We start from the raw sequence: 12,599 nt of genomic DNA on the forward strand, positions 1-12,599 counted from the left end.
CCCGGGGCCAGGGTCCGCTCCCGCGAATGCTTGACGGAATCCGGGGCGCGGTGTGCCATCCTCCGTCGCCATGCCCTACCTGACCCTGCACTCCCCGCTCGGCGAACTCACCGTCTTCGAGGCGGATGACGCCATCGTCGCCCTCGACTGGGGGCGCGCCCATGGCGGCGATGCGGCCGCGCCGACGCCCCTGCTGCGTGAGGCGGCGGAGCAACTTCACGACTATTTCGACGGCAAGCGCCGGCATTTCGACCTGTCCCTGGCGCCAGAGGGCAGCGCCTTCCGGCGCAGCGTCTGGGCCGCGCTCTGCCGCATCCCGCCGGGGGAGACCCGGTCCTATATCGACATTGCGCGGGAAATCGGCTGCCGCTCGCCCCGCGCCATAGGCCAGGCGAATGGCGCCAACCCCATCCCCATCCTCGTGCCCTGCCACCGCGTGGTGGCGGCGGGCGGTGGCATCGGCGGCTATTCCGGGGATGGTGGCCTCGCCACCAAGCGCTTCCTGCTGGCCCTTGAAGCGCGTGGAGTTTCGCGTCAGGAAGCCGCAACGCTTTCCCTCTTCCCCGCCGAATCCATCGCCCCGGCGGCCCGGCAAGGAACCCCCCGATGAACCACGCCATCCGCGTCCATGAGCACGGCGGTCCCGAGAAGCTGATCTGGGAGGAGGTACCGCAGCCGGACCCGAAGCCGGGCGAGGTGCTGGTCCGGCACAAGGCGGTCGGGCTGAACTATATCGACGTCTATTTCCGCACCGGCCTCTACAAGGCCCCCAGCATGCCGGTCACGATCGGCATGGAAGGCGCGGGCCTGGTCGAGGCGGTGGGCGATGGCGTCACCGATCTGAAGGTCGGCGACCGCGTCGCCTATGCCGGCGCCCTCGGCGCCTATGCCGAGGCCCGCTGCGCCCCGGCCGATCGGCTGGTGAAGATCCCCGAGGGGATCGAGTTCACCCAGGCCGCGGCGATGATGCTGCAGGGCATGACCGCGCAGTTCCTGGTCAAGCGCACCTATGCCGTGAAGCGGAGCGACACCATCCTGGTGCATGCTGCGGCGGGCGGCGTCGGCAGCATCCTGGTGCAATGGGCGAAGCATCTCGGCGCCACCGTCATCGGCGTGGTCTCGACGCAGGAGAAGGCCGATCTCATCAAGGGGCTCGGCGCCGACTACGCCCTGCTGACCAGCGAGAACATCCCCGCCCGGGTGCGGGAGATCACCAACGGCGCCATGCTGCCCGTGGTCTATGACAGCGTCGGCAAGGACACCTTCACCACCTCGCTCGACTGCCTCCGCCCCTTCGGCCTAATGATCAGCTACGGCAATGCCTCCGGCCCCGTCACCACCGATCTCGGCGTGCTGGCCGCCAAGGGCTCGCTCTACGTCACCCGCCCCACCCTCAACACCTATACCGCTAAGCGCGACGACCTGGTCGCCACGGCGAAGGACCTGTTCGAGGTGGTGGGCTCGGGCGCGGTGAAGATCGCGGTGAACCAGACCTATCCGCTGAAGGATGCAGCGGAAGGCCATCGCGCGCTGGAAGCCCGGAAAACTACCGGCAGCACCGTCTTCATCCCCTAATACAACTCAACCTCCAGGCAAGGAGCCGGAGGTTTTCCGGCAGGAAAATTTCCGGCCCATGGACAGGCTGCAGCAGCTCACGGTCTTCCGGCGCGTGGTGGAGACCGGGAACATCACCCGCGCCGCCCGTGACCTGGCGATGAGCCAGCCCAGCGTCTCCCGCATCGTGGCCGAGCTGGAACACCGGCTCGGCGTGCCGCTGCTGCTCCGCTCGCCGCGCGGCCTGACCCCGACCGAGGCCGGCCAAGCCTTCCATGCCGAGACGGTCCGCATCCTCGATGAGCTGGAGGAGGCGGAGGCCAGCCTGCGCGGCGCCCAGGCCGCCCTGTCGGGCCCGGTCCGCATCGCCTGCGTCGCCGCCTTTTTCGACGCGGTCCTCCTGCCCTGGCTGAAGGACTTCCTCCTCGCCCATCCGGACGTCACGCTCGATGCCCGGCTCGCCTCGAAGCAGGTTGACCTGATCGAGGAAGGCATCGACCTCGCCGTCCGCTTCGGCCCGATCCGGGAGCAGAGCCTGATCGTCCGCAAGCTCGGCCGGATCGACTTCGCCCTCTTCGCCTCGCCCACCTATCTGGAACGGGCTGGCACGCCGGAGACGCCGGAGGAGCTGGCGCAGCATGATTTCTGCCGCCTGACCGTCGGACGGCTCGACGGCACGCTGATCCTGGACGGGCCGGATGGCCGTACCGTCTCGGTCGAGACGCATGGGCGTTTCAGCGGCGACAATATCGACACCACCAGCCAGGCCGCCCGGCTCGGCCTTGGCATCGCGCTGCTGGCGCCCTGGAGCGTCGGCGAGGACCTTGCCGCCGGTCGGCTGGTCCCGGTCCTGCCCGGCTGGCGGACGGAGCCGCGCGATGTCCATGCCGCCTGGCCCGGCACCCATAGCCTGCCGCGCCGGGTTCGCGCCGTGCTCGATGTGCTGGTCGAAAAGGCCGCGTCCGAGCCGCGCCTCAAGGCGCGCTAGACCGGCTGAAGCCGGTCCAGCCTTTTGTTTTGCCGTGTTTTCCGAGTCGTCCGGCGTTCACGCCGGACTTGAAAACGCTTTGGGCGGCCTGATCCGGTAGCGGTAGCGATAGGCCTCCCGCAGCCCGACCCGCGCCTGCAGGGCGAGCGACGCCGCATTGGTCGAGGCCACCTGCGCCCAGAGAATGCTGGCGCCCTGCCCCGCCGCCCAGGCCGCGGTGGCACGGACCAGCCGTTCAGCGAGGCCTCGGCGGCGGAATTCCGGTCGCACCGCCAGGTCGAAGAAGCCGCAATAGGGCCCGTCTACCACGGCGAAGAGGCAGGCGGCGGCCACCCCATCCTCCCGCAGCAGCAGCCAACCGCCGGTGGCGGCCAGCAGTTCCGGCATGCGCAGCTTCTCGGCCCGCCGCGCCGCGCCCTGGTATTCGGCCGTCGCCACCACCGCCATCCAGTCCGGCTCCGGCCCCGCCAGCACCTCCACTGCCGGGTCCTCCACCGGCGGGACGGCGCCGCTGAGAACCAGGCTCTCCTCCCCCTCGGCATAGTCCCGTGCCGCCAGCAGCGCCTCCAGCCCCGGCGGGTCGAGCGGCGTCAGCCGGAAGCGCGTCGGCAGGCCGAGCCGGGTATAGAGCGCCTCGATCCGCGCGATGCGGGCCGGCAGGCCAGGGTCTTCCGACGGGTCGAGCGAGCTCACGGCATTGCCGCGGCCGGTGCCGCCGAGGAAGGCCTTGACCACGAAGGGCCCGTCGAAGGCCTGACGCGGCGCCGGCAGGGCGGTCAGGCAGGCGCGCTCCAGCGCCGCGACATCCCGGGCGGGCATCAGCCGGCCGTCAGGTTCAGCCGGCGGATCAGCGCCTCCTCCCGCGCCACCGTCTCGCGCAGCATCGCTCCATAGGCGGCGCTGTCGCGGTATTCGTCGGGCATGTCGAAGCGATCGAGCACGGCGCGGAATTCCTCGGTCTGCTGCGCGGCGGCGAAGGCGTCGTGCAGGATGCGGGTGACGGCTGGGTCCAGCCCGGCCGGCGCCACCAGGCCGAAGGGTGTCGTCACCACCATGTCGTAGCCCAGCTCCTTCAGCGTCGGGGCCTGCGGCCAGCGGCGCAGCCGCTCCGCCGTCCAGACATGGAGGAACTGCGCCTGCCCGCCATCGACCAGGGCGCCGAGGCCGGAGCCGCCCGCCATGACATCGATATGCCCGCCGAGCAGCGCCTGGGAGCCGTCCGCATCGCCGCGGAAGGGCACATGGACCATCTCCACCCCCTCCCGCTGCGCCAGCTCCGCCATCGTGACATGCGGCGTGCCGTTGACGCCGGTGGAGCCGAAGGAGAGCTGGCCCGGCCGCCGCCGCGCCTCGGCCAGGACATCGGCCCAGCCATTCGGGAAGCGCCCCGTCTTGGCGATGACGACATAGCTGTAGCCCGTCACGCTCATCACCGGGGTGAAGTCCCGCAGCGTGTCATAGGGCAGCTTCTGCAGGAGCTGGACGCGGATCGCCGAGGCCGGGAGCTGCGTCAGCAGATAGCCATCCGGCCGCGCCCGCGCGACCATGGAGGCGCCGAGGGTGTTCGCCGCACCCGGCTTGTTGTCCACCACCACCTGCTGCGGCAGGCGGCGGGATGCGCCCTCGGCCAGGGCGCGCAGGGTCACGTCGGTGGTGCCGCCAGGCGGGAAGGGGACGATCAGGGTGATGGGCCGGTTGGGAAAGCCCGATTGCGCCCGCGCCACCCAGGGCGCTGTCAGCAGCCCCGCCACCAACACCCGCCGTCCCGTCGCCATGCTCCGTCCCGCCATTCCCGCACCTCTGTCCTTGCTGGTTGTGTGCATCCTGCCACCAGCACGGTTCTCTTGCTGGTGACACGCCCTTGTTACTTCCCCTATCGCCGGTTCAGCGTCTCGCGACTGCCATCCCGTAAAGCGATATGCGATATCCGATTTCAGGGACGCCGGCCGAGCATCCCGGGACCGCGACCCCCCCCTTTTCGCGCTCTCGGGCCATCCCCCCACAGCCGGCCGGCGTCCCGGGTTTCCCCAAGCTTCGTCAGGCTTCCGCCGCCAGATGCAGGACCGCCTCGCGGTAGGTCGCATCGAACAGCGCGTCGAGGCCGGGATTGATCCCCTTCGCCCCCGCCGCTACCCGCGCCGCCCAGCCGACATATTCCAGCCGCCGCCCATGGTCCCAGCCGGCCGGCGGGCTGGAGAGCATGGTCCGCAGATTGGCGATCTTGTCGGCCAGCTTCACCTGCTTCGCCGCATCCGAGGCGCGGGCGGCATGCCGCACCTGCATCCCCTTGCGGACCTCCTTCGGCAGCGATTTGTCGTCCGAGACCTCAGCCACGATCCCCGCGACCTCGGCGCCGAAGGCAGCTTCGAGATCGGTGAGGGTGGTCGGGACCGGGTCGGCATCGCTGTCCTCGACCGTGTCGTGCAGCAGGCCGGCGATGATGGCGGTGGGCGGGGCGCCGGCGGCGGCGAGGATCTCCGCCACCTCCAGCACATGGTTCACATAGGGCTCGGCCGCGGCGCCCTTGCGGCGATGGGCGGCATGGACGCGGGCGGCGAAGCTGGCGGCGCGGAGGATGGTGGCGAGCGGTTCGACCTCGCGGGTCATTCTGTCTCTCTGGATGACGGATACGCGAAGGGGGGCTTTCGCCCCCCTTTGCTGCATCAGGTGTTCATCGCGTCGCGCCGAACAGGCGCGTGGCAGAATGACTTGATGCGGGGAACACCGTCAGGTGTTCATCGCATCGAAGAAGTCCTGGTTGGTCTTGCTGTATTTCAGCTTGTCCAGCAGGAACTCCATCGAATCCTGGGTGCCCATCGGGTTCAGGATGCGGCGCAGGACCCACATCTTCGCCAGCGTCGCGCGATCCACCAGCAGCTCCTCCTTGCGGGTGCCGGACTTGGTGATGTCGATCGCCGGGAAGGTGCGCTTGTCGGAGAGCTTGCGGTCGAGCACGAGCTCCGAGTTACCCGTGCCCTTGAACTCCTCGAAGATCACCTCGTCCATCCGGCTGCCGGTATCGATCAGCGCGGTGGCGATGATGGTGAGCGACCCGCCTTCCTCGATGTTGCGGGCGGCGCCGAAGAAGCGCTTCGGCCGCTGCAGCGCATTGGCATCCACGCCGCCGGTCAGCACCTTGCCGGAGGAGGGGACAACGGAGTTGTAGGCACGGCCGAGGCGGGTGATGGAATCCAGCAGGATCACCACGTCGCGCTTGTGCTCGACCAGGCGCTTCGCCTTCTCCAGCACCATCTCCGTCACCTGGACATGGCGCGTCGCCGGCTCGTCGAAGGTGGAGGCCACGACCTCGCCGCGCACGGTGCGGGCCATGTCGGTGACTTCCTCGGGCCGCTCGTCGATGAGCAGCACCATCAGGAAGACCTCGGGGTGGTTGGCGGTGATGCTCTTGGCGATGTTCTGCAGCATCACCGTCTTGCCGGTGCGCGGCGGCGCCACGATCAGCGCGCGCTGGCCCATGCCGATCGGCGCGATGAGGTCGATGACGCGGTGGGTATAGTCCTTGGTGGGACCCTTGCCGACCGCCTCCGCCTCCGGATTCTCCATCTTGAGCCGGCGGTTCGGATAGAGCGGCGTCAGGTTGTCGAAGTTGATCCGGTGGCGCAGCGCCTCCGGCGGCTCGAAATTGATGGCGTTGACCTTGAGGAGCGCGAAGTAGCGCTCGCCATCCTTCGGCGCGCGGATCTGGCCTTCCACCGTATCGCCGGTGCGAAGGCCGAAGCGGCGCACCTGGGCGGGGGAGATGTAGATGTCGTCCGGCCCGGGGAGGAAATTGGCCTGCGGGCTGCGGAGGAAGCCGAAGCCGTCCGGCAGGATCTCGAGCGTGCCTTCCCCGAAGATCGCCTGGTCGTTCTCGGCGAGCTGCTTGAGGATGGCGAACATCATGTCCTGCTTGCGCAGGGAGGAGGCGTTCTCGACCTGCAGCTCCTCGGCGAAGGAGAGAAGCTCGGCGGGGCTCTTGGCCTTGAGTTCGGAAAGATGCATGGCGCGGTGCGTCCGGATGCGAGGGGACGGGACGGTCCCTGAGAGGCCGGGTTGCGCGGCGGTGCCGCAGGATGCAACCGGCCCTTCCGCCTGTGCCACGAACACGGACCCATGGCGGGGCCGGGGCCAATGGCCGGCGTTGTCCCGAAGGAAGGAGAGGAGGGAGTGAGGCCGCCGGATGCAGGACGCACCGGATGCCCCGAGGAAGCGGGCCGACCCTAGGGACCGGAACGCTGGCCGTCAACCATGGAGATGGCGCGGCGGCAGCACCAGGTCAAGCGGTCTAGAAGGGCTTCACGATCACCATCACGACAATCACCACCATCAACAGGGTCGGGACCTCATTCATGAAGCGCCAGTAGCGCTCGGAATGCGGTCGCGCCTCGGCGGCGAAGGCGCGCCGGGCGCCTGCCAGATGCATGTGGAAGCCGGTCATGCCGAGCACCGAGAGCAGCTTCAGGTGCCACCAGCCGGCCCGCCAGTCCACCACGCCCGGCGTCAGCACCAGGGTCAGGCCGAGGATCCAGGTGGCGATCATCGCCGGGTTCATGATGCCGCGCAGCAGCCGCCGCTCCATCGTCTGGAACAGGGTGGATTGCGCCCCGCCCGGTGCCACAGCGCTGTGGTACACGAACAGCCGCGGCAGGTAGAAAATGCCGGCCATCCAGGCGATGACCGCGATCAGGTGCAGCGCCTTGGTCCAGGGATAGAGCGGCGCCAGCGCCTCGATCGCCATCTCAGGTATCGCGCCCGGCGCAACTTTCGACCGGCCGGGTGAAGGCGACCCAGCCATTCCCCTGCTGCAGGCAGCCATTCACCCAATCGCCCTGGAAGACGCGGCCCTGGACGCTCAGCCGCCCCGGCCCCTGGGGATGGCCGGCGCGCAGCTTGCCCTCGAATTCCAGGCCGGCCCGCGGCAGGGCCATCCGCCCCTCCACCAGCCGGTCATCCTGGAACAGGCCTTCCTCCTCGCTCACCACCCGGCTGCCTTCGGTGATGGTCAGCTTGCCGCGGCCCTCATTCTTCCCACGGACGATGTCGCCCTGATAGTCCATGCGCCGGGTCTCGCCGCGGCTCTGCCAGGTGACGATGGCACGGCCCGGACCCTCGGCCGGGCCCTCGGGGCAGCGCCCGTTCCAGTCGGCCACCACGTCGGTTGCGCCCGGCTCGATCCCGCCGGCCCAGAGCCAGCAGCCGCTCTTCGGATCCGTCACCCAGCCGGCTCGGCCGCCGGGCACCATCCGCTCCGCCTCGGGCGGCTCGCCCGCCGCGGCCAGCAGCAGCGCCGCCGCGGCGGCGATCCATGGGCGTCCCCTCATGGCGCGTCCCTTCATGGCCTACTCCCCGATCCCGAGCAGGCCCGGCAGCTCCGCCATGCCGGCGAAGGGCCGGGCCCCCACCGCGGCCAGCACGGCCGCATCCGTCTCCCGTGCCAGGCCCAACACCCGGCAGCCGGCGGCGATCCCCGCCCGGGCGCCGAGCAGGCTGTCCTCCACCACGACGCAATCCGCCGGCGCCACGCCGCAGGCCTCGGCCGCCGCCTGATACATGTCGGGGGCCGGCTTCGGCCGCGCCACATCCTCAAAGGTATAGACATGCTGGCCGAAATACCGGGCGAGGTCGAGGCGCTGGAGCTTGGCCCGCAGCTCGCCCCGGGTCGAATTCGAACAGACGGCCATCGGCAGCCCGGCCGCCGCCACCGCCCGCACCGCCGCGACGGCGCCCGGCACCGGCTCCACCTCCGCCGTCAACGCCTGGGTGATGTGGCGCGACAGCGCCGCGCCCCAATCCGCCGGCAATGGACCGCAACGCGCCTCGATCACCGGCAGCATCGCGGGCAGGGCCATGCCGAGGAAGATCTCCCGCGCCTCCTCGCCGGTCATCCGCCAGCCGCGGGCGGTCAGCGCCTCGGCGACCAGCCGGTTCACCAGCCCCTCGCTATCGGCCAGCACCCCGTCGCAATCGAACAGCACCGCGGCCGGGCGCATCAGGCGACTTCCCGGATACGGGCCGTGGCCCTGGCATGCGGGCAATCCCCGAAGGGCTTCGGGCATTGCCGGCCGCCGGCATAGCTGCAGAGCGGCCGGCCCGCCGCCTCGGTCCGCCGCACCAGGTCGTGCAGGGCCCCGATGAAGCCCGGATCGCTGTTCTGCGCCGGCACCCGGACATAGCCGGGCACGCCCAGCCGCTCCGCCTCCTCGCGGTATTCCACATCGAGCTCGACCAGCGTCTCGGAGTGCTCGGAGACGAAGGCGATGGGGCAGACCAGCACCGCGACCTTGTCATGCGCGGCCCGCTCCAGCTCCGCCTCGGTGCTGGGGCCGATCCATTTCTGCGGGGTGACGCGCGACTGGTAGCAGATGCTGTGGTCGAGGCCCTCGATGCCCAGCGCCTCGACCACCGAGGCCACGGTCTGCTCCACCTGCCACTGATAGGGGTCGCCGCGCTTCACGATGGTCTCGGGCAGGCCATGGGCGGAAAACAGGATGCGCAGCGGTACCTCGGGCGGCAGGTCCGCTCGGGCGCCATCATAGGCGGCGCGCACCGTCGCCGCGGTCGCGGCGGCGAAGGCCGGGTCGGAATGGTAGCAGCAGAGCGTCGTGGTCGGGACCGAGAGCCCGGCACGGGCCGCCGCCTCCTCCCAGGCCGCGACGCTGCTGCCCGTGGTGGTGGTGGAGTATTGCGGATAGAGCGGCAGCAGCAGCACCCGGTCCGGCGCCCAGTCGCGCACCGCGCGGGCGACCGCATCGCTCATCGGGTGCCAGTAGCGCATGGCGACGAAGCAGCGGTATTCCGCCCCGCCCCCGGTATTCAGCTGCGCCTCCAACGCGCTCGCCTGCGCCTCGGTCAGTTCCAGCAGCGGGGATCGGCCGCCGAGGATGGCGTAATTCTCGGTCGCTGCCCGGGTCCGCCGGCGGGCAATGAAGCGGCCGAGCCAGGGCCGCACGAAGCCCGGCACCCGCAGGATGGCGGGATCGGTGAAGAGATTTTCCAGGAAGGGCCGCACGCTCTCGGGCGCATCCGGCCCGCCGAGGTTGAACAGCACCACCGCCACCCGCTGCATCGCAACTCCCCGCACCGACCGCATCCGGTCGGCAGATTTGGCCGCTTCGCAGCGGGTCAAGCAGGGGGTTAGCCGGTCCGGACCAGCCGCACCAGGGCCGCGACATGCTCGGGCGGCGTCACCTTCTCGATCCCATGGCCGAGATTGAAGATGAAGGGCCGCCCCCGCATGGCGGCGAGGATGGAGCGCGCCTCCGCCTCCAGCGCCATCCCGCCCGCGATGAGGGAGAGCGGGTCCAGATTGCCCTGGAGCGCGATCCCCGGCGGCACCGCCGCGGCGGCCAGGCGGAGATCCATCGAGGTATCGATGCCGAGGCACTGCACCCCGGTCCGCTGCGCATATTCCGCCAGCATCACCCCGGCGAGGCGGGGGAAGCCGATGATCGGGATCGAGGGCAGCCGCTTGCGGACGGCCCGGACCAGCGCCGCGGTCGGCTCGATCACCCAGCGGCGGAATTGGCTAGGCGGCAGCAGCCCGGCCCAGCTGTCGAACAGCATCAGCACCTCCGCCCCCGCCTCGGCCTGGGCGCAGAGATACTCCGTGCTGGCCTCGACCAGGGTGCGGATCAGCCGGCCGAACAGGGCCGGATCGGCATAGGCCATGCCCCGCGCCGCGGCGAAGTCCCGGCTGCCATGGCCCTCGACCATGTAGCAGGCAACGGTGAAGGGGCTGCCGGCGAAGCCGATCAGCGTCGTGCGGGGCGCATGCGCCTCGAGCTCGGCGCGGACCAGCCGCACCGTCTCGAAGATGGGGGCGGCCCGGACGACGCATTGCCCCGGATCCAGCCGGGCGATCGCCGCGGCGTCCCGCAGCGGTTCCAGCATCGGCCCCTCGCCCTCGGCGAAGCGGAGGCTCTGCCCCATCGCCCAGGGCACCATCAGGATGTCGGAGAAGAGGATGGCGCCGTCCATGCCATAGCGGCGGATCGGCTGGATGGTGACCTCGGCCGCCAGGTCCGGCGCGGTGCAGAGGGCGATGAAGTCGCCGGCCTGGGCCCGCACCTCCCGGTATTCTGGCAGGTAGCGACCGGCCTGGCGCATCAGCCACATCGGCGGCGGCCAGACCGTCTCCCCGGCCAGGACGCGCAGCAGGGGTTTCTGAGTCGGGATCTCGCTCGGGCCGGTCATGCGTCTCTCTCCATGGCCTATCCCTCGCAAGAAAACAGGAGTCTTGAAAGGATGGTGTAGCGATAGGGCCTGTGAATGCTGTGGATGCAATCGCTCCGGATTCCATCCACAGAACTGTCCACCATCGCCTGAGTCGGCAAGGCCCCTGACTCCGTGGCGTGAATCCCGAGTCGTCCCGGACTCGCCCGACTCAGTCGCGGAGTCGGTCCAGAGTCCCGGAGGAGCCCCTACTTGCCCCCCCGACTCACCGCGGGTCCGGCCGGGGCTGGTGTTTTCCACATCCATCCCCAGCGCGGCACGCTATTCTCCCGGAATGCCCCACCGATCCGTCAACCTGCACCTGGTCTCCGACAGCACCGGCGAGACGCTGAATTCCATCGCCCGGGCGACGCTGGCGCGCTTCGAGAACCACCATGTAGTGCATCACCGCTGGAGCCTCATCCGCTCCCGACTCCAGCTCGACCGGGTGCTGGAGGGGCTGAACCATGAGCCGGGGCCGGTCCTGTTCACCCTGGTGGATCGCAGCCTCCGCCTGGCGCTGGAGGAGGCCTGCATGCGCCTCGGCGTGCCCTGCCTCTCGGTGCTCGACCAGGTGGTGGACCTGCTCCAGGGCCAGCTCGGGGCACGGGCGAAGGAGAAGCGGGCGGCCCAGCATGTGATGGATGCGGATTATTTCCGCCGGATCGACGCCATGCACTACGTGCTGGCGCATGACGACGGCCAGGGCACGGCCGGCATCGCGGAGGCCGATGTCTGCCTCGTCGGCGTGTCCCGCAGCAGCAAGACGCCGACCTGCTTCTACCTGGCCAATCGCGGCATCAAGGCGGCGAATGTCCCCATCGTCCCCAATGCCGCCCTGCCGCCCGAACTCGCCGATGCCCCCTGCCCCGTGGTCGGCCTGACCATCGAGACCAATGCGCTGATCGAGATCCGCCGCCACCGGCTGCGGCTGATCGGCGCCGATGGCGTCCGCCAGGACACCAATGACTATATCGACCATGACAGCGTGAAGGCCGAGATCCTGGCCGCCCGCCGGCTCTGCAACCAGCATGGCTGGCCGGTGATCGACGTCACCCGGCGCAGCATCGAGGAGACGGCGGCAACCGTCCTCCAGCTGATGGAGGCCTGGCACGCACGGCGCGGCACCGCGGCCGACCAGGTGCCGGCCGATCCGGCGGCCGAGGTGCTCGGGGGGGATGCGGCATGATCCAGCGCCCGGACCCGCCGCTGATCCTCGCCACCGCCTCCGCCGCGCGACGGGCGGTGCTGGCCGCGGCGGGCCTCGCCTTCACCGCCGAGGCCGCGGCGGTGGACGAGGCCGCGATCAAGGAGAGCGCCCGCGCCGAGGGCTTGCCCGCCGGCGAGGCCGCCATGCTCCTGGCTGACGCCAAGGCCCAGCGCATCGCCCGCCGCCACCGGGAGGCGCTGGTGATCGGTGCCGACCAGATGCTGGTCTGCGACGGTGCCTGGTTCGACAAGCCGCCGGATCTCGCCGCGGCCCGGCGCCAGCTCCTCACCCTGCGCGGCCGGCCGCATGAGCTGATGACCGCCCTGGTCTGCTGGCGGAACGGCGCCCGCATCTGGCAGCACCTGGCCCGGCCGCGCCTCGTCATGCGGGAATTCTCCGAACCCTTCCTCGACGCCTATCTCGCCCTTGAGGGCGAGGCGGTGCTCGGCTCGGTCGGTGCCTATCGGCTGGAAGGGCCGGGGGTGCAGCTCTTCGACCGGGTGGAGGGCGAGCACAGCGCCATTCTCGGCCTGCCGCTGCTGCCGCTGCTTGGCTTCCTGCGCCAGCATGGAGTGCTGGCCACTTAGCCAAGGGTTCCCGACAAATCGTATATTGACGGCAAAGTGAAGAAACACG

Annotated in this window: 14 protein-coding genes; 5 read left to right on the forward strand and 9 right to left on the reverse strand. The window is 70.2% G+C overall.

The window, feature by feature from the left end; all coding sequences use genetic code 11:
• Positions 1 to 70 precede the first annotated feature (70 nt).
• Genes JMJ55_RS19665 through JMJ55_RS19675 form a run of 3 tightly spaced genes read left to right on the forward strand, consistent with a single transcriptional unit; the run spans position 71 to position 2,542 of the window.
• The gene (locus JMJ55_RS19665; protein ID WP_202827301.1) at positions 71 to 610 is read left to right on the forward strand and encodes a methylated-DNA--[protein]-cysteine S-methyltransferase; all 540 of its coding nucleotides are present in this window, start codon (positions 71 to 73) and stop codon (positions 608 to 610) included.
• Positions 607 to 1,575 carry a quinone oxidoreductase family protein gene (locus JMJ55_RS19670; RefSeq protein WP_202827302.1) on the forward strand — a complete coding sequence of 323 codons (969 nt, stop codon included), beginning with the start codon at positions 607 to 609 and terminating at the stop codon, positions 1,573 to 1,575. Before JMJ55_RS19665 ends, JMJ55_RS19670 begins: the two co-directional genes overlap by 4 nt.
• Positions 1,576 to 1,633: 58 nt before the next feature.
• Entirely contained in the window at positions 1,634 to 2,542 is a 909-nt protein-coding gene (locus tag JMJ55_RS19675; protein ID WP_202827303.1) for a LysR family transcriptional regulator, read from the forward strand.
• Between the two features lie 57 nt (positions 2,543 to 2,599).
• Here the strand turns inward: JMJ55_RS19675 and JMJ55_RS31675 are convergent, their stop codons facing one another.
• The 9 genes from JMJ55_RS31675 to hemE form a co-directional block, all read right to left on the reverse strand.
• A complete protein-coding gene (locus JMJ55_RS31675) occupies positions 2,600 to 3,361 on the reverse strand; it encodes a GNAT family N-acetyltransferase (protein WP_202827304.1) in 762 nt (253 codons plus the stop codon).
• Entirely contained in the window at positions 3,361 to 4,332 is a 972-nt protein-coding gene (locus JMJ55_RS19685; RefSeq protein WP_202827305.1) for a Bug family tripartite tricarboxylate transporter substrate binding protein, read from the reverse strand. The genes JMJ55_RS31675 and JMJ55_RS19685 overlap by 1 nt, the downstream gene beginning before the upstream one ends.
• 247 nt (positions 4,333 to 4,579) lie before the next feature.
• Positions 4,580 to 5,149: an HD domain-containing protein gene (locus JMJ55_RS19690; RefSeq protein ID WP_202827306.1), complete on the reverse strand. Its 570-nt coding sequence runs from the start codon at positions 5,147 to 5,149 to the stop codon at positions 4,580 to 4,582.
• Between the two features lie 120 nt (positions 5,150 to 5,269).
• Positions 5,270 to 6,544, reverse strand: a complete 1,275-nt coding sequence (rho, locus tag JMJ55_RS19695) for a transcription termination factor Rho (protein ID WP_202827307.1) — start codon at positions 6,542 to 6,544, stop codon at positions 5,270 to 5,272.
• Positions 6,545 to 6,827: 283 nt separating this feature from the next.
• Complete coding sequence (gene hemJ, locus JMJ55_RS19700) at positions 6,828 to 7,280, reverse strand: protoporphyrinogen oxidase HemJ (RefSeq protein WP_202827308.1); 453 nt, start codon at positions 7,278 to 7,280, stop codon at positions 6,828 to 6,830.
• Between the two features lies 1 nt (position 7,281).
• Positions 7,282 to 7,863, reverse strand: a complete 582-nt coding sequence (locus tag JMJ55_RS19705) for an MORN repeat-containing protein (protein WP_202827309.1) — start codon at positions 7,861 to 7,863, stop codon at positions 7,282 to 7,284.
• Positions 7,864 to 7,881: 18 nt separating this feature from the next.
• A complete protein-coding gene (locus tag JMJ55_RS19710; protein ID WP_202827310.1) occupies positions 7,882 to 8,532 on the reverse strand; it encodes an HAD family hydrolase in 651 nt (216 codons plus the stop codon).
• Positions 8,532 to 9,608, reverse strand: a complete 1,077-nt coding sequence (hemH, locus tag JMJ55_RS19715) for a ferrochelatase (protein ID WP_236033857.1) — start codon at positions 9,606 to 9,608, stop codon at positions 8,532 to 8,534. Before hemH ends, JMJ55_RS19710 begins: the two co-directional genes overlap by 1 nt.
• A gap of 68 nt (positions 9,609 to 9,676) precedes the next feature.
• Complete coding sequence (hemE, locus tag JMJ55_RS19720; protein WP_202827311.1) at positions 9,677 to 10,735, reverse strand: uroporphyrinogen decarboxylase; 1,059 nt, start codon at positions 10,733 to 10,735, stop codon at positions 9,677 to 9,679.
• Positions 10,736 to 11,048: 313 nt separating this feature from the next.
• On the opposite strand from hemE, the gene JMJ55_RS19725 reads away from it, so the two are divergent.
• Positions 11,049 to 11,942 (forward strand): pyruvate, water dikinase regulatory protein, encoded by an 894-nt coding sequence (locus JMJ55_RS19725; RefSeq protein ID WP_202827312.1) that lies wholly within the window; start codon positions 11,049 to 11,051, stop codon positions 11,940 to 11,942.
• Positions 11,939 to 12,550, forward strand: a complete 612-nt coding sequence (locus JMJ55_RS19730) for a Maf family protein (RefSeq protein WP_202827313.1) — start codon at positions 11,939 to 11,941, stop codon at positions 12,548 to 12,550. The genes JMJ55_RS19725 and JMJ55_RS19730 overlap by 4 nt, the downstream gene beginning before the upstream one ends.
• Positions 12,551 to 12,599 lie beyond the last annotated feature (49 nt).

This window comes from Belnapia mucosa (assembly GCF_016775475.1).
In the GTDB taxonomy this organism is placed as follows: domain Bacteria; phylum Pseudomonadota; class Alphaproteobacteria; order Acetobacterales; family Acetobacteraceae; genus Belnapia; species Belnapia mucosa.